This is a genomic window from Allobosea sp. WAO, assembly GCF_001509835.1.
Classification (GTDB): domain Bacteria; phylum Pseudomonadota; class Alphaproteobacteria; order Rhizobiales; family Beijerinckiaceae; genus Allobosea.
Genome location: NZ_JXTJ01000010.1, coordinates 295673 through 312034, shown reverse-complemented (window position 1 = coordinate 312034; position 16362 = coordinate 295673). Strand labels below are relative to the sequence as shown.

Genomic DNA, 16362 nt, shown 5'->3' with positions numbered 1-16362 from the left:
GAGCACGGCCGAGCCGAGCCCCAACGCGAGCACGGCCTGGCCGAGCACGAAAAACGACGCTGCGAGGTCAGTCATGCCGGCCCTGTCCCGAGGCTGGTCAGAGCGTTGCGCCCATGCGCTGGCCCCAGATCCCGAGATTGACGATCCGCCAGAGCAGGAAGTCGACCGGCTTGCGGCCTTCCAGCATGTCGGCCGCAAGTGCGCGCACGCCGTCGGCATTGAACAGCCCAGGGTAGCGCGCGAGCGTCGCTTCGACGCCTTCGGTCATCATCCCCTTCAACGGTCCGCGGAACCAGGCCTGTTCCGGGGTAGCAAAGCCGAGCTTGTCACGCCGCTGCAGCACTGCGGGCGGCAGGATCGCCTCCATGGCGCGGCGCAGCACCCGCTTGGTGTCGGCGCCGACGATCTTGTGGTCGTTGCCGAGCGCCAGGCTGAACTCCACCAGCGGATGGTCGAGGAACGGCACGCGCGCCTCGATCCCGTGCGCCATCGAATTGCGATCTTCCCAATGCAACAGCATCGACAGGTTCGAGCCATAGGTCAGGTTCATGCACAACGTGCGCAGATCGGTGACCGGCGGCAGGCCGAGCTCGATACGGGCGCGCTCGAAGGCGGTCCGATCGGAGCCTTGCGCCTGCAGCAGTTCGCCACCGAGCCAGTCGTGCTGGGTCATCGCCCTGTGCCGGTTCCGCAGCATGCCGGCCAGACCGATCGGCAGCAGCGGGATCAACGCATGCTTCGCCTGCTGGGCGATCGGCACCCCATGCCAGGCCTGGCGCTCCTGCATGGTGCGCAGCGCTTCGGCGAGCTTGAGCTGCTTGATCAGCCCCGCCAGATGGAAGGAGAAGCTGTGATGATAGCCACCGAGCTGCTCGTCGGCCCCCTGCCCGTCCAGCATCACCTTGACGCCGACGCGGCGCGCCTCCTCGAACACGCACCATTGTGCGAAGATCGAGGTCGAGCCGAAAGGCTCGTCCTGGTGCCAGGTGATGTCGGCGGCGCGGGCGAACACCTCCTCCGCCTTGGGGAAGATGAAATGCGGCTGCGTATGCGCATGCGCGACGACCGCATCCATGAACGGCTTCTCGTCGACGCTCTTTTCGGAGTAGCAGGCCGACACGGTGTTGACCTTCGCCCCACCGGCGTCGGACCCCATCATCTGCGACATCAGGCAGACGATGCTGGAAGAATCGAGCCCGCCGGACAGGCAAGAGCCGACCGGCACGTCCGAACGCAGATGGAGCCTGACGGCGTCGGTGAGCAAGGCGCGGAAGCGTTCGGCAGCCTCGCCCTCGCCGATCACGGTCTCGCCGGCCGTCGTCGGGTACCAGCGGCGAACCGGCGCGGCGGGCGCGCCGCCGCGGCTGGCGTCGATCATGACGCTTTCGCCGCCGCGTAGCTGGATGACGCCCTCGAACATCGTCTCGGAGGTGTGGTCCGAAATGCCCGAGGCGAGGAAGTCATGCACACGGGGAATGTTCATCCGCCCGGACAAGCCGGGCAAGCCAAGCAATTGCTTGATCTCGGAGCCGAAAGCGACGCCGCGCGGCGTCGCCGCGAGATAGAGCGGCTTGATGCCGTAGCGGTCGCGCGCCGCGAAGAGCGTCTTGTCGCGGTCGTCCCAGATCAGGAAGGAGAACATGCCCCGCAGTCGCGGCAGCGCCGCCTCGCCCCACAGCATGTAGGCGCGCAGCAGCACCTCGGAATCGGACGCGCTGGCGAAGATCTCGCCTTTTGCCCGCATCTCCTCGCGCAGTTCGATGTAATTGTAGATCTCGCCGTTGAAGACGAGGTGATAGCGGGCCGAAGCGTCCGCCATGGGCTGCAGTCCGGCATCCGACACGTCGATGATCGCAAGCCGCCGATGGCCTAGCGCAACCGGGCCGGCAGGGCTGGAATAGGTCTGCCAGCCGCCGCCATCCGGTCCGCGATGCGCAACGATGTCGATGCGCGCGGAGTCAGGCTCGAAGCCCACAGAAGCAAACAACCCGCACATCCGCGCAGTCTCTCTCCATTAGGAACGGCCCTCTTATCCGAGCGCGGCCATCGGGGAAAGGCGGCAGCGCGCGGGCGCGCCCCGAAGCGACCGCAGGTCTATATCTCCGCGTCGAATGCAATGTCGCCGAACAGCGCATAGGTCCTGCCGGAACTGGCAGCCCGGATCGAGGCGACCGCCATCGAAGACGAGTAGGCGGCGATCGAACGCTCACCGCTGTAAATATTGAGCTCCTGCGTCACGGAGAAGCTGGCCGCCGGCACAGCGCGCATCGAGGTCGGGAAAGGCAGGTAGTGCTGCAGGTAGCCGTTGGCGGCCTGATAGCATTCGAGCAGCATCACCGTGCCGGGCCGCCAGTGATAACGCTCGCAAAGCCGACGCTCTTCCACGGAGCTGCGTGGCTCCCACGGTGTCGGCGCCGTACAGGCCTCCAGCTTGATCCGCCGGAATGTCACGGCCCCCGCGGCCGGCGCCAGACGCACGGTGATGTTGCCGAGATCTCCGGCGCCCGGCGTCAACACCACGAAGCGGCGCCCGCTGCCCGAAGTGATCGTGCCCGAGACGCTGCCGATCGTCACATCGAGATTGCTACCGCTGAGCCCCTCGACGGAGAGGCACAATGGCGTCGCTGCGAAAGAGGCCACCCCCCACAATGCAGGCTCGACGACCTGCCGGATCGCGCCGGAGCTCAGCGTCAGATCGAAGCCGCTGCGGCTGAGCGTTCCACCGCCGCTATGCGCCTGCCAGCGGTCATAGCCGAACGTGCCCGCCGACAGCGCCCCACCGGCAAAGCCGCGCTGGTTGATCTGGAAGTCGCCATTGATCAGCAGGTTCGGCCGCGGCACGTCGCGCGCCCAACTGCTCGCCGGCAAGCTGACGAGGCCGGTCGCCCGGTCGACGACCAGCGCCTCGGTCCAGTTCGTCCCGTCGGTGCTGACCTTGATCCGGAGCTGGTCGTCGCCGGCAAGGCCGATCTCGGCCCGGCCGGACAAACCGTCCTGAAAGACCAGGCTCGCCGTCCGCGCCGCGCTCGCCTTGTTCAGCTTGAGCCGGTGATCTGTGCCTGCATGGTTGAACAGGGTGGCGTCAGCGGAAACGGCGAGCCGGTTCGTCGTATCCGCCGTCGCGTTCACCCCCCAGAGCGCCGCGCCGAGGCTGCTCTCCGGCTGCGAACGACGCCATTGCGTGCCGGTCCAGACATGATGCTCGGCCTCGTCGCTCACCCAGGCCTGCCAGCCGGAGCGCGGCGCAAGGAAGCTCCAGGCACCGTCCTCGAAGATGGCGAGCTCGTCCTGATGGCCGGCGAAGGCGCCGGCACCACCCACCGGCACGATATAGGCTGCGGTCTCAGCCGGTGCGGCCGGCGGCACGCTCTGCGTCCGGCTCGCGACGACGAGATGCACCAGCGCATCGAGCCGCATCAGCGCGTCATTGTGGGTGACATGCTTCTGCGCCTGCCCGGCGGCGAGCAGGGGCAGACTTAGACGCGGGGTTTCGCTCATGGAGCCTCACAAGGTCGGATCGGCACGCGGGAAGGCGCGCCATGCCGGCCGATTATGCGGGCTTCAAAAGCTGCGGGGATCGATTGCGATCTTATCCCCGCGCTCCCTTCAGTCGAGCTCGAAAGCTTCCTTGTAGTCGAGCTTCAGCGCCGGGTCCTGATCCTCCTTGCGCAGGATGCAGTTGCCGACGACCAGGAGCTCGATCTCCGAGCCCATGAAGCAGCGAAAGGCGTCGGTCGCGTTGCAGACGATCGGCTCGCCGCGGACGTTGAAGGAGGTGTTGACCAGCACCGGGCAGCCGGTCAGCGCCTTGAAGCGAGAGATCAGCTGGTGATAGCGCGGATTGGTCTCTTCATGCACCGTCTGGATCCGGGCCGAGTAGTCGACATGGGTCACAGCCGGAATGCTGGAGCGCGGCACGTTGAGCTTGTCGATGCCGAACAGCGCCTTCTCCTCCGCCGTCATCTCGCGGCGCAGTTCTTCCCGGACATCGGCGACGAGCAGCATGTAGGGCGAGTCACCGACGAGATCGAACCAGTCAGCCACATCCTCGCGCAGGACCGACGGCGCGAAAGGCCGGAAGCTCTCGCGGTACTTCACCTTGAGGTTGAGCGTCTTCTGCATCGCCGGCGAACGCGGATCGCCGAGGATCGAGCGGCCGCCGAGTGCGCGCGGGCCGAACTCCATCCGCCCCTGCATCCAGCCGACCGCCTTGCCGTCGGCGAGGCCCTGCGCCGTCGCCTCGACCAGCGCGGCATCGTCCAGGACCTCGAACTTCGCTCCGGCGGCCGTCAGCTCTGCCTCGATCTCGGCCTGGCTGAATTCCGGGCCGAGATAGCTGCCGCGCATCGCGTCGCCCTTGGTGGGCACCTCGCGCGGCTTGCCGTGGAAGAGGTGGTAGCCTGCGAGCGCCGCCCCGAGCGCACCGCCGGCATCGCCCGCCGCCGGTTGGATCCACAAGCCGTCGAAGATGCCTTCGCGCAGCAGCTTGCCATTGGCGACGCAGTTCAGCGCGACGCCGCCGGCGAGGCAGAGGTTCTTCATGCCGGTCTCGGCCCGCACCGAACGGGCGAGCCGCAGCACGACTTCCTCGGTCACCGCCTGGATCGAAGCCGCCATGTCCATGTGGAACTGCGTCAGCAACTGCTCGGGACCACGCACCGGTTCGCCGAACAGCGCGGCGAACTTGTCGTTCGTCATGGTCAGGCCGACGGCGTAGTTGAAGTAGCTCTGGTCGAGATGGAAGGTGCCGTCTTCCTTGAGGTCGACGAGCTTCTCCAGCATCAGCTTGGCGAAACGCGGCTCGCCATAGGGCGCGAGGCCCATGACCTTGTACTCGCCGGAATTGACCTTGAAGCCGATGTAGTAGGTCACGGCCGAGTAGAGCAGCCCGAGCGAATGCGGGAAATGCAGCTCCTTATGAACCTTGAGATCGTTTCCCTTACCGATGGCGAGCGTCATCGTCGCCCACTCGCCGACCCCGTCCATGGTCAGGATCGCCGCTTCCTCGAAGGGCGAGGGATAGAAGGCTGACGCGGCGTGCGAGAGGTGATGCTCGGTGAACAGCAGCTTCTCGACGTCAAAGCCGGGGCTGAGCTTCTTCAGCTCCTTGGCGATGATCTGCTTCTGGAACAGCTTCTCGCGCAGCCAGAGCGGCATCGCCATCTTGAACGACTGGAAGCCGCGCGGCGCAAAAGAGAGATAGGTTTCGAGCAGGCGCTCGAACTTGATGAAGGGCTTGTCGTAGAAGACGACGGCATCGAGCGCGTCGAGCCCGCAGCCGGCGACCGAGAGGCAGTACTCGACCGCATGTTTCGGGAACTCGGCGTCGTGCTTCCGGCGCGTGAAGCGCTCCTCCTGCGCTGCCGCCTCGATCCGCCCGTCGATGACCAGCGCCGCCGCGCTGTCGTGATAGAGCCCGGATATGCCGAGAATGCGCATGCGCTTGCGGCTCAGAACAGCGTGTAGATGAAGGGCGCGATCGCGCTGCCCTTGGTCAGGAACAGCAGGCCGCCGAGCAGCACGCACATCAGGAGGATCGGCGCCAGCCAGAACTTCTTTCGCGCCGCCATGAAGCGGAAGAACTCGCGCAGGAACGACATCGGTGTTTCCCTGTCAGAACTGGTCTTTCATCGAGACCGGCTCCGGCCCCGGCGGATCGCGGACGACCCAGTAGCTCCTCGCCTCCGGCTGAGACCTGAGCTTGAGAAAATCCTTGCCGACCAGCCGGGCGACCAGCGCCATCGGCGTGAAGACGAGGAAGAACAGGATGCCGAGCACGATCGGATTGATGATCATCGCCAGCAGCAGGCCGAACTTCATCCAGAGCTTGTTCAGCCGCGCCAGCAGGACCGGCCGGACCAGCGCGACGGCGAGGAAGCCGGCTGCGACGAGCGCGAGCCAGGGCCAGGCCTTGCCGGAATGCCAGGCATTGTAGAGGCCGATCAGCGCGAATACCGCCGCGAAGACGAAGCCGAACGACCGATCGCTCGATCCCTCGCCATCGTCATGGCCGGCCCCGGCCCCGAATTCGTGATGCACGCCCTTGGCCAAACCGCCACTCCTGTTCAGGCGGCATCCTCTAGGCGATTAAGGGGCGAAGGTACAGGGCAAGCGGGCCGCAAGCCCTGCCGTCATGGTCGGGCTTGTCCCGACCGTCGACGTCTTCCTTCGGGTAATGCGGTGTTCAAGGCGTGGATGCTCGCCGCAGGGGCGAGCATGACGCCAGCACCTCAGCTCAGCATGCGCGTATCGCCGCAGACCGAGATCTCCTGTCCCGAAATCGTCTTGGCGAAGGGCGAGGCCAGGAAGACGATCTGCTTGGCGATATCGTTCGGGTCGACGAACTGCTTGATCGAGACGCCGGCGAAGAGCCGCCCCGTCATCTCCTCATGCGAGACGTTGAGCGAGCGCGCCTTGTTGGCGATCACGCTCTGGATGCGCGGGCCATCGACCAAGCCGGGGCAGATCGCGTTGGCGCGGATGCCGAATTCGCCGAGTTCGGCCGAAAGCGCTTTGGTAAAGCCGATCACGCCCCATTTCGCCGCCGCATAGGGCGAGCGTAGCGGGAAGCCATGCTTGCCGGCCTGGCTCGAGAGATTGACGATCGAGGCGTTCTTCGACTGCTTGAGATGCTCGACCGCGAGCCGCGTGCAGTTGAACTGGCCGGTCAGGTCGATGGCGACGCAGGAATCCCAGTCCTCGGGCGCGATCTCGTCGACTCGGCCGGTCGGTCCGGCGATGCCGGCATTGTTGACCAGGCAATCGAGCCCGCCGAGCGCCGCAATAGTCTCCTCGAACAGCCGCGCCACTGCCTTGCGGTCGGAGACGTCGCAGACCGAGCGCGTGATCGCCGGATCGCTCTCGGCCATGGCCGCGAGCGCCTTCTCGTCAACATCGCAGATATGGACCTTGGCGCCCTCCGCCGCGAAGGCCCGCGCCGTCGCGCGGCCGATACCGTTGGCACCCGCCGTCACCAGCACGCGCAGGCCCTTGATCGTCAGATCCATCGTTTCCGTCCCTTTGCCTTTTGTCGTTTGCCGGTCATTGCCGGCCGTGATTGCGATCACTTTCCGGCCCTAGCCTGAGGCCAGCCTTCCCGTGCCCTCGATATGGTCCGCCGCCTGCTGGATATCCTCCGCCAGCGCCTCGCGTGCCGCCGTCGGGTCGCGTTCGCGCAGCGCGACGACCAGCGCCGCATGCATCAGCACCGCGCTGCCGCGGTCGAGCCGGCGGGCCTCGGCGCGCATGTCGAGATTGAGGATCGGCCCGGCCTTGAGCCAGAGGCGCTCGATCGTCTCGACCAGAAGCGGCATCCCAGCCGCTTCGTAGAGCGCAAAATGCAGGTTCCGGTTCGCCGCGACCGCGCCCGCGAGGTCCGGCGGATCGGCGCTCGCCGCCTTGCGAAAGGCCTGCTCATGGCTGGCGATCACGGCAATCTGATCCGGTGTGGCGATCTTCGTCGCCTCCTCGGCGGCAAAGCCCTCGACGACGAGGCGCACCCGGGTCAACTCGCGGAACTGCGCCAGGGTCAACACCGGCACCCGCACCGCCCGGCCCGGCAGGACCTCGAGCGCCTTGTCGGCGACGAGTCGGTTCACCGCCTCGCGCACCGGCATCATCGAGACCCCGAGCGCCTCGGCGACACGGCGCAGCGAGAGCTTTTCGCCGGGCGCCAGCCGCCCCGAAACCAGCAGCGAGCGCAGTTCCTCCGTCACCCGTTCGCCCAGCGTCTCGCGGGCCAGCGAGCCGATCTCGTCGAGGGCGCCGCCCTCCGGCCCCGCGGGAGCGGCGGCTGCGACTCCCAGCGTGGGCGAACGGCGCGAGGACTGGACAGGGGCGGTCATGTCTGCCAACCTAACTGTGATCACAGATCACGACAAGCGGCACAAAGACCGCAAACGAGACGAACGACAGCAAAACTCCGACGCCAAGAGGCGCGGCATGCGTTCTGGGAGGAACCAAATGTCAGATCAAAAGAAAACCGGCCTTTCGCGTCGTCAGGCGCTGGCCGGCCTCGGCGTCACCGCGACGGGGCTGATCGCCAGCCCGTCGATCATCCTGGCGCAGACGCCGGACGCGATTCGCTTCGGACACCTGACGCCGCGCACTGGCTTCCTTGGCCCGCTCGGCGAATACGGCGTGATGGCGGCCGACCTCGCCGCCGAGGAGATCAATGCCGCCGGCGGCATCAACGGCCGCAAGCTCGAACTGCTGAAGGAAGACTCGGTCAATCCCCAGACCGCCTCGACCAAGGCAGAGCGCATGGTCGAGCGCGACAAGGTCGCCTGTATCATCGGTGAGATTTCCTCGGCCTCGGCGCTGACGATCGCGCAGGTCGCCGGCCGGACCAAGACGCTCTTCGTCAACACCGGCGCCAATTCGGACGCGCTGCGCGGCGAGAACTGCAACCGCTACATGTTCCATGTCGAGCATCAGAACTCGATGTATGTGAAGAGCTGCGGCCGCGCGCTGATGGAGCAGGGCCTGGTCAAGGGCAAGAAGTGGTTCTCGCTCACTGCCGACTACGCCTTCGGCCACGATCTGCTCAAGGTCGCCAAGCGCTTCATGGAGGCCAATGGCGGCCAGTTCGCCGCCGACAAGCTGGTCCCGACCGACGCGACCGACTTCTCGGCCCTGCTGCTCGAGATCCGTGCCGCCAAGCCCGACATGGTGATCTCGAACCTCGCCGGCAACCAGATCACCAACTTCCTTAAGCAGTATTCCGAGTTCGGGCTGACCTTCCCGGTCGCCGGCTTCGGCTTCGACACCGCGCTCGCCTGGGCCGCCGGCAAGGATAATTTCGGCGGCATCTGGCCCTGCGTCTGGCACCATCTCATCGAGACCCCCGGCACCAAGACCTTCGTCGCCGCCTTCACCAAGAAGTACGGCAAGCCCCCGGAGAACCAGGCCTGGGGCGACTACATGGCCGTGAAGATGATGGCCCAGTCGATGAACGAGCTGAAGAGCGCCGAGACCGCCAAGATCCTCGAACATCTCGAGAAGGGCGCCAAGTTCGACGTGCTGAAGACGCGCGAGGGCTATTTCCGCGCTTCCGACCATCAGCTGATCAGCGAGATGTACGCGATCACCGCGCTGCCGGCCGCCAAGGTCAAGAACCAGTGGGACCTCTTCACCTCTTCGCCGCCGATCCCCGGCCCGAACGAGAGCATGGAGGTCATCGCGACCCAGGGCGACGAAGCCGTCTGCAAGATGAGCTGACGCCGCTCACGTCATTCTCGGGCGAAGCGAAGCGCAGCCCCGAGAACCTCATGACGAGAAGGCGCCTGCCGGCGCCTCCTCCGGCCTGAGATGCTCGGGTCAAGCCCGAGCATGACGCCCTCTTCGCCCAGGTCGACAGCGCGTTCGCGCCAACCTGCTGAACACCGCACTAAGCAAAGGCATTCCCTTGCTCACCCTTTTCATCCAGCAGGTGCTGAACGGGCTGCTCGACGGGGTCTATTACCTCCTGATCGCGCTCGGCCTGTCGCTGATCTTCTCGCTCGGCGGCATCGTCAACCTCGCGCACGGCGCCTTCTATGCGATCGGCGCCTATCTTACGATCGTGCTGGCGCCACATATCGGCTTCGGAGGCGCGATCATCGCCTCGCCGGTGCTCGTCGCTTTGCTCGGCATCGTCATCGAGCGCGGCCTATTCCAGCGCTTCTACCGCTCGGACCCGATCCTGTCCCTGCTCCTGACCTTCGGTCTCGCCATGGTCGCCGAGCAGACCCTGCGCATGATCTTCGGCGCGCCGCCGCTCTCCTTCTCGATCCCGCCGGAGCTGCGCGGCCAGATCTTCGTCGGCGACTTCATCTATTCGCGCTACCGCGCCTTGCTGCTGCTGATCGCGGCGGCCTGCGTCATCGGCCTCTGGTTCCTGCTGCAGCGCACCGCCTTCGGCCGCGTCGTGCGGGCTGGCGTCCAGAACCCCGACATGGTCGGCGCGCTCGGCATCTCCCTGCAGCCCTACATGATGGCGATCGCCGGCATCGGCATCGGCCTTGCCGGCCTCGCCGGCGTGCTCCTGGCGCCGATCTACTCGATCCATCCCGCCATGGGGCAGGAGATCATCACCCCGGCCTTCGTCGTCGTCGTCATCGGCGGGCTCGGCTCCTTCTGGGGCGTCGTCGTCGCCGCCCTGATGGTCGGCCTCGTCAAGGGCATCACCATCGGCCTCGGCTTCACGCAATGGTCGACCGCGGTGATCTACCTGATGATGCTGCTCGTCCTCCTCTTCCGTCCGCGCGGCCTGTTCGGCGAGCGCATCCAGCGCTTCGAGTGAGGCCGCGATGAATCCGACCGCACGCGACTATCTCCCGCTCGCCATCGCCGCCATCGGCCTGGCCGCCCTGCCCTCGCTGATGCATGCGATCGGGCTCGGCACCACCTCGGCCACCGAGGTCGTCGTCTTCGCCATCGCCTGCATGGCGCTGAACATCCTCGTCGGAACCACCGGGCTGGTCTCCTTCGGCCATGGCGCCTGGTTCGGCCTCGCCGCCTATGCCGCAGGCCTGATCCAGCGCAACTGGCTGCCCGGCCAGTTCGCGCTGCCGATCCTGCTGGCGCTGGTCTTCGTCGGACTCGTCGCCGTCACCTTCGGCGCGCTGATCCTGCGGCGAAGAGGCGTCTACTTCTCGCTGCTGACGCTGGCGCTAACCGCGATGGTCTATTCGGTCGCCTTCCGCTGGACCTCGGTCACCGGCGGCGAGGACGGGCTCGGCGGCATCAAGCGCCCGCTCTTCGCCGGCATCGATTTCGAGACCGCCCTGCCCTTCTACGCGCTGGTCGCGACCATCGGCTTTTGCGTCGTCTACGGCCTCTGGCGCTTCCACCGCTCGCCGGTCGGCACGGTCCTCGTCGCGATCCGTGAGAACGAGCAGCGCGCCCGCTTCCTCGGCTATGCCACCACCCGCTACAAGCTCGTCGCCTTCACGCTCTCGGCGGTGCTGACCGGCCTCGCCGGCACGCTCCTCCTCTTCAACAACCGCATGACCTCGGCCGAGCCGATCTCGGTCGCCTTCTCCGGCGAATTGCTGGCGATGGTGGTGATCGGCGGCATGCGCTCCTTCCTCGGGCCCGCGCTCGGCGCGCTCTTCTTCGTCGTCTTCCGCGACTATCTCTCCAGCGCCACCGAGAACTGGCTGTTCTGGTTCGGCCTGCTCTTCGTCGCCTTCATCGTCTTCTCGCCGGACGGTCTCGTCGGCGTCGGCCAGCGCCTGCTGAAGCCCTTCCGCAAGGCGCCGGCCGAGGACGCCGCAATGTCGGCGCGCAAGGCCGGCGCGGTCGAGCTCCCGGCCTTCATGAAGCCGGCCGATGCCGGCGACGGCACGATCCTCGCCGCGAGCGGCCTCGCCAAGAGCTTCGGCGGCATCAAGGCGGTCGAGAATGTCGACATCACCATGCGCGACCGCAAGCTGCATGCGCTGATCGGCCCGAACGGCGCCGGCAAGACCACCGCCTTCAACCTGATCTCCGGCCTGTTCCCGCCCGATCGCGGCGAGGTCCGCCTGCGCCAGCGCGATATTGCCGGCCTCTCGCCGGAAGCGATAACCCAGGCCGGCATCGGCCGCGCCTTCCAGATCACCAACCTGTTCCCGACACTCTCGGTCGCCGAGAATGTCCGCCTCGCCGTGCAGGCGCGGGCACCCGAGCGCTTCGGCTTCTGGCGCGCGGCAGGAGAGCTGGAAAAGGTCAACGACGAGTCCCGCCAGGTCATCTCGACCATGGGCCTCTCCGGCATCGAGGCGGCGGAAGCCGGCTCGCTCAGCTATGGCGGCCAGCGCCTGCTCGACATGAGCCTCGCCCTGGCGACGAGCCCGCGCGTGCTCCTGCTCGACGAGCCGCTCGCCGGCCTTGCCGCGGCCGAGCGCGAGCGTGTCGGCAACCTCATCAAGTCGATCTCGCGTGACCTGCCGGTGCTGCTCGTCGAGCACGACATCGACCGCGTATTCGCCATTGCCGACCATGTCACGGTGATGAACGAGGGCTCGGTGCTGGTCGACGGCACGGTCGAGGATGCCCGCTCCTCGCCGAGGGTGCAGGAAGTCTATATCGGCTCCGGTGCCCATGCGCTCGCCGAGAAGCCCCGCGAGAGTGCCGCCGGCTCCAAGGTCCTGCTCGGCCTCGACAAGGTCGACACCTTCTACGGCAAGAGCCACATCCTGCGGCAGGTCTCGCTCGATGTGCACGAGAACGAGATCGTCGCTTTGCTCGGCCGCAACGGCGCCGGCAAGTCGACCCTGCTCAAGACGATCACCGGCATCGCTCCGCCGGCGCAGGGCTCGATCGTGCTGGCCGGCGACGACATCGCCCGCCTGCCGCCGGCCAGAATCGCGCGGGCCGGCATCGCCTATGTGCCGCAGGGGCGCGGCCTCTTCGCCGGCATGAGCGTCAAGGACAATATGGAGCTCGGCCGCCTGCGCCGGATCACCGGCAATGGCGTGCGCTGGGAGGACGAGAAGATCTTCTCCTTCTTCCCGCGCATCAAGCAGCGCTGGCATTCGCCGGCGGACTACCTCTCCGGCGGCGAACAGCAGATGGTAGCGGTGGCCCGGGCCCTCTCCGGCGACACCAGGGTGCTGCTGCTCGACGAGCCCTTCGAGGGGCTGGCGCCCGCCGTCGTCGAGGAGCTGTTCGAGGCCTTCGACAAGCTGCGCAAGGAGATCGCCATCGTGATCGTCGACCACCATCTCGATCTCGCGCTTGCGCTCTCCGACCGCACCGTCGTGCTCGAGCGCGGCCAGGTCACCCATACCGGCCCCTCGCGGGCGCTGAGCCAGGATCTCGCGCTGCGCCGGCAGGTGCTGTGGCTGTGAACTCGGCGTCCATAAACACCCTCCCCCGTCATGGTCGGCCTCGTGCCGACCATCCACGTCTTCCTCGGTCGAGCGCAGTGTTCAAGCCGTGGATGCTCGCCACAAGGGCGAGCATGACGGTCTGGCCCGAGACAACCGCTTTTTCAGATGCCTAACGACCTCAACCGGAACTCTTTTCGCATGACCAAGATCGCCATTGTCGGCTCGGGCCTCATCGGCCGCGCCTGGGCTACCGTCTTCGCCAGCCATGGCTTCGAGGTCGCGCTCTATGATCTCAAGCACGAGGCCGCGCAGGCAGCGCGCGCCCATATCGGCAACAATCTGGAGGAACTCGCCGGCCACGGGCTGGTCGACGATCCCAAGGGCGCCCTCGCCCGCATCCGTGTCGCGGCCGGCCTCGCCGATGCGCTGAAGGACATCGCCCTCGCCCAGGAGAACGGTCCCGAAACGGTCGAGGCGAAGCGCGAGCTGTTCGCCGAGATGGACCGGCTCGCGCCTTCCGGCGCCATCCTCGCCTCCTCGACCTCCTTCATCATGGCCTCGGCCTTTTCCGAGGCGCTGCCCGGCCGCGCCCGCTGCCTCGTCGCCCATCCGGTCAACCCGCCGCATCTGGTGCCGATCGTCGAGCTCGCCCCGGCGCCCTGGACCGACGCCGCTGTCATCGCCGAGGCCAAGCGGATCTACGAGCAGGCAGGCCAGGTGCCGATCACCCTGCGCAAGGAGAAGGCCGGCTTCGTGCTCAACCGGCTGCAGGCGGTGCTGCTGGCCGAGGCCTTCCGCCTGGTCGGCGAAGGCGTCGTCAGCGCCGAGGATGTCGACAAGACGATCCGCGACGGGCTCGGCCTGCGCTGGTCCTTCATGGGCCCGTTCGAGACCATCGAGCTCAACGCGCCGGGCGGGATCCCGGACTACTGCGCCCGCTATTCCGAGTCGCTCGACCGCATGGTCAAATCCTCGGAAGGGCTCGGCAACCCGTTCAAGCCGGAGACGGTCGCCGAAGTCATGCGCGAATGGCGCGGCGCGCAGGAGGCCGAGCGCGTCAAGCGCCTGAGCGACTGGCGCGACAGCCGCCTCGCCGCGCTGCAGGCGCACAAGCGCGCCTCACAGCACAAGCCGGACTGAATTCAAGACCAATCAGCCTCGAAGGACGTATCGCATGGCGAAGAACCGCAAAGTCATCATCACCTGCGCCGTCACCGGTGCGATCCACACGCCCTCCATGTCGCCCTACCTGCCGGTGACACCAGATGAGATCATCGATGCCGCCGTCGGCGCAGCCGAGGCCGGCGCGGCACTCGTCCACGTCCATGCCCGCAATCCGAAGACCGGCCAGCCCGACCAGTCGCCGGAAGCCTTCGAGCCCTTCCTCAAGGTGATCAAGCAGCGCTCGAACTGCGTCATCAACATCACCACCGGCGGCGCCCCGACCATGCTGGTCGAGGAGCGGCTGAAGCCCTGCGCCCATTTCAAGCCCGAGGTCGCCTCGCTCAACATGGGCTCGATGAATTTCGGCCTCTACCCGATGCTGAACCGCTTCAAGGAGTTCAAGCACGACTGGGAGCGCCCGTATCTCGAAGGCTCGGACGACCGCGTCTTCAAGAACACCTTCAAGGACATCGCCAACATCCTGACCACCTGCGCCGAGAACGGCACGCGCTTCGAGATCGAGTGCTACGATATCGGCCATCTCTACACGCTGGCGCATTTCGTCGACCGCGGGCTGGTCAAGCCGCCCTTCTTCGTCCAGTCGGTATTCGGCCTGCTCGGCGGCATCGGCCCGCATCCGGAAGACGTGATGCACATGAAGCGCACGGCCGACCGGCTCTTCGGCGACGACTATCACTGGTCGGTGCTCGGCGCCGGCCGCCACCAGCTGCCGATTGCGGCGATGGCGGTCTCGATGGGCGGCAATCTACGCGTCGGCCTCGAGGATTCGCTCTGGCTCGGACCGGGCCAGCTCGCCAAGTCGAACGCCGATCAGGTCCGCGCTGCCCGCCAGATCGTCGAGGGCCTCGGCCTCGAGATCGCGACCCCGGACGATGCCCGCGAGCAGCTCCAGCTCAAGGGCGCCGACAAGGTCAATTTCTAGGGCCTGCTAAGTTTGCACGGAAACACCTCGTCATCCCGGCCGAAGCGCCGGGATCCATCGTAAGGCGCCGCGCTCTACGATGGATCCGGATCTGCGCGGCTCTGCCGCTTGTCCGGGATGACGGTGGGGTTTCCGGAAGACCCGGGATGCTTGAGTGACCTGAGCGGCGCGCTTCAGCGCCCGGCCACCAACGCGAAGAAGTCGGGCGGCCCCATCTGGCCGCCCTTCAGCACCATCTCGATCCCGTCGAGCCGAGGATCGTCGCTATGGGCGCGGCAGAGCGGCGCGCCCGGCACCAGGGCTGCGCGATGCGACAGCCCCCAGATGTCGAGCATGCGCACGGCCAGCGTCGAGGTGTCGCCGCCGGCCACCACCAGCCGCCCGATCGCAGCCTCCGCCACGATGGCGCGCAAGAGTTCGCCCGTGGCCTTGGCGACACTGGCGGTATCGCCCGGCGCGCCGGCAGGCCGGTCGGTGACCAGCATGACGTCGCTTTCGCCTAGCAACCGCCGCGCCTCGTCGCGCAGCGCCGCCACATGGCCGGGCTCCCCGAGCAGACGGGCGGGATCGACCGCGATCCGCGCATAGCCCGAAGCGGCCTCGACCTGCGCCCGCGTGACCGGCGAGAGGCTGCCGACCAGAGCGAGCACCGGTCCGGCCGGTTTCGGCGTCGCTACGGCGGCCCTCGCCTCCCCGCCACGGCCGAGCAGCGGCGTCCCCGACAGCGCCTGCGCGACCGAACTCGGGCCGACGACGAGCATCGGAGCAAACGCCGCCCGCCCCGCGATCGCCCTTCCGGCCACGGCGAGATCCTCGACGCGCGCAATGTCGAAGAGCAGCGGGCCGGCGCAGTCGGCGAGACGTGCCGCGAGGCCATCGGGATCGCCATAACTGAGATAATCGACCAACCCGATCTCGCCGAGCCCCTGCGCCGCGAGATGCAGGCGCAAATCCGCCTCGCCCATCGGCGTCGCCGGATGGACGCTCATCGTCGGATGCCGGTCGATCCGGTGCACGGTGCCGCCGCTACCGGCGGCGGCGAACAGGTTCCCGAACAGGCAGTAGCGGCCGAGATTGGGTTGGCCGCCGATGATCGGCAGCAGGCTGTTGGCGAAATGCGGTTGCAGCGCCCGCACCGCCACGCCAATGCTGCCGAGATGCGGCGCGCTGTCGAAGGTCGAGCAGCATTTGTAATGCAGCAGGCCGATGCCGCGTTCGGCAAAGAAGCGCCCGGCCGGGTCGAGCTCGGCCGCCATTGCTTCGGGAGCCATCGCCCGCGTCGCGCCGGCAATTCCGAGCGCGTCGAGGTCGCCGGCGCGAGCGAGCTGCTCTGGCGTCGGAATGCCTAGGAAGAGCAGCGCCCGCTGCCCGCCCTCGGCCAGCACCGAGAGCGTATCGGTCGAGCCGGTGAAATCGTCGCCATACCAGGCGTAGCGAGGCAGCGCTCCGGCCATGACA

13 protein-coding genes are annotated in these 16362 nt (G+C 67.1%); 5 read left to right on the top strand and 8 right to left on the bottom strand.

The annotated features are described in order from the left end of the window. Positions 1 to 97: 97 nt before the first annotated feature. The 7 genes from asnB to DK26_RS20590 form a co-directional block, all read right to left on the bottom strand. Positions 98 to 1987, bottom strand: coding sequence for an asparagine synthase (glutamine-hydrolyzing) (gene asnB, locus DK26_RS20615; protein ID WP_184231722.1), 1890 nt, complete (start codon positions 1985 to 1987; stop codon positions 98 to 100). Positions 1988 to 2094: 107 nt separating this feature from the next. After that, positions 2095 to 3498: a DUF2793 domain-containing protein gene (locus DK26_RS20610; RefSeq protein ID WP_066476292.1), complete on the bottom strand. Its 1404-nt coding sequence runs from the start codon at positions 3496 to 3498 to the stop codon at positions 2095 to 2097. Positions 3499 to 3606: 108 nt separating this feature from the next. Then, positions 3607 to 5439, bottom strand: a complete 1833-nt coding sequence (locus tag DK26_RS20605) for a carbamoyltransferase (RefSeq protein WP_066476290.1) — start codon at positions 5437 to 5439, stop codon at positions 3607 to 3609. An 11-nt stretch (positions 5440 to 5450) separates the two neighbouring features. Beyond that, positions 5451 to 5600 carry a DUF5989 family protein gene (locus DK26_RS29420; protein WP_184231721.1) on the bottom strand — a complete coding sequence of 50 codons (150 nt, stop codon included), beginning with the start codon at positions 5598 to 5600 and terminating at the stop codon, positions 5451 to 5453. 13 nt (positions 5601 to 5613) lie between these two features. Next, positions 5614 to 6051 carry an SxtJ family membrane protein gene (locus tag DK26_RS20600; protein ID WP_210312365.1) on the bottom strand — a complete coding sequence of 146 codons (438 nt, stop codon included), beginning with the start codon at positions 6049 to 6051 and terminating at the stop codon, positions 5614 to 5616. 179 nt (positions 6052 to 6230) lie between these two features. Then, on the bottom strand, positions 6231 to 7007 hold the full coding sequence (locus DK26_RS20595) for an SDR family oxidoreductase (RefSeq protein WP_066476288.1): 777 nt from the start codon (positions 7005 to 7007) through the stop codon (positions 6231 to 6233). A 69-nt stretch (positions 7008 to 7076) separates the two neighbouring features. Further along, positions 7077 to 7844, bottom strand: a complete 768-nt coding sequence (locus DK26_RS20590; RefSeq protein WP_083533404.1) for a GntR family transcriptional regulator — start codon at positions 7842 to 7844, stop codon at positions 7077 to 7079. A 118-nt stretch (positions 7845 to 7962) separates the two neighbouring features. Here DK26_RS20590 and DK26_RS20585 point away from each other — a divergent pair, with 118 nt between their 5' ends. From DK26_RS20585 to DK26_RS20565, 5 genes are all read left to right on the top strand, one after another. Beyond that, positions 7963 to 9219, top strand: a complete 1257-nt coding sequence (locus DK26_RS20585) for an ABC transporter substrate-binding protein (RefSeq protein WP_066476286.1) — start codon at positions 7963 to 7965, stop codon at positions 9217 to 9219. A 181-nt stretch (positions 9220 to 9400) separates the two neighbouring features. After that, positions 9401 to 10282: a branched-chain amino acid ABC transporter permease gene (locus DK26_RS20580; RefSeq protein ID WP_184231727.1), complete on the top strand. Its 882-nt coding sequence runs from the start codon at positions 9401 to 9403 to the stop codon at positions 10280 to 10282. Between the two features lie 7 nt (positions 10283 to 10289). Further along, entirely contained in the window at positions 10290 to 12815 is a 2526-nt protein-coding gene (locus DK26_RS20575; protein ID WP_066476282.1) for a branched-chain amino acid ABC transporter ATP-binding protein/permease, read from the top strand. Between the two features lie 180 nt (positions 12816 to 12995). Further along, complete coding sequence (locus DK26_RS20570) at positions 12996 to 13937, top strand: 3-hydroxyacyl-CoA dehydrogenase (protein ID WP_066476280.1); 942 nt, start codon at positions 12996 to 12998, stop codon at positions 13935 to 13937. Between the two features lie 34 nt (positions 13938 to 13971). Continuing rightward, the gene (locus DK26_RS20565; RefSeq protein ID WP_066476278.1) at positions 13972 to 14904 is read left to right on the top strand and encodes a 3-keto-5-aminohexanoate cleavage protein; all 933 of its coding nucleotides are present in this window, start codon (positions 13972 to 13974) and stop codon (positions 14902 to 14904) included. A gap of 173 nt (positions 14905 to 15077) precedes the next feature. On the opposite strand, the gene DK26_RS20560 is transcribed toward DK26_RS20565, so the two are convergent. Further along, the gene (locus tag DK26_RS20560; RefSeq protein ID WP_066476274.1) at positions 15078 to 16358 is read right to left on the bottom strand and encodes a four-carbon acid sugar kinase family protein; all 1281 of its coding nucleotides are present in this window, start codon (positions 16356 to 16358) and stop codon (positions 15078 to 15080) included. Between the last annotated feature and the right edge of the window lie 4 nt (positions 16359 to 16362).

What these genes read in the sequence shown, in the direction of transcription:
- DK26_RS20610 (WP_066476292.1), bottom strand. Translation starts at nt 3,498, where the DNA reads ATGAGCGAAACCCCGCGTCTAAGTCTGCCCCTGCTCGCCGCCGGGCAG.
- DK26_RS20605 (WP_066476290.1), bottom strand. Translation starts at nt 5,439, where the DNA reads ATGCGCATTCTCGGCATATCCGGGCTCTATCACGACAGCGCGGCGGCG.
- DK26_RS29420 (WP_184231721.1), bottom strand. Translation starts at nt 5,600, where the DNA reads ATGTCGTTCCTGCGCGAGTTCTTCCGCTTCATGGCGGCGCGAAAGAAG.
- DK26_RS20595 (WP_066476288.1), bottom strand. Translation starts at nt 7,007, where the DNA reads ATGGATCTGACGATCAAGGGCCTGCGCGTGCTGGTGACGGCGGGTGCC.
- DK26_RS20590 (WP_083533404.1), bottom strand. Translation starts at nt 7,844, where the DNA reads ATGACCGCCCCTGTCCAGTCCTCGCGCCGTTCGCCCACGCTGGGAGTC.
- DK26_RS20585 (WP_066476286.1), top strand. Translation starts at nt 7,963, where the DNA reads ATGTCAGATCAAAAGAAAACCGGCCTTTCGCGTCGTCAGGCGCTGGCC.
- DK26_RS20575 (WP_066476282.1), top strand. Translation starts at nt 10,290, where the DNA reads ATGAATCCGACCGCACGCGACTATCTCCCGCTCGCCATCGCCGCCATC.
- DK26_RS20570 (WP_066476280.1), top strand. Translation starts at nt 12,996, where the DNA reads ATGACCAAGATCGCCATTGTCGGCTCGGGCCTCATCGGCCGCGCCTGG.
- DK26_RS20565 (WP_066476278.1), top strand. Translation starts at nt 13,972, where the DNA reads ATGGCGAAGAACCGCAAAGTCATCATCACCTGCGCCGTCACCGGTGCG.
- DK26_RS20560 (WP_066476274.1), bottom strand. Translation starts at nt 16,358, where the DNA reads ATGGCCGGAGCGCTGCCTCGCTACGCCTGGTATGGCGACGATTTCACC.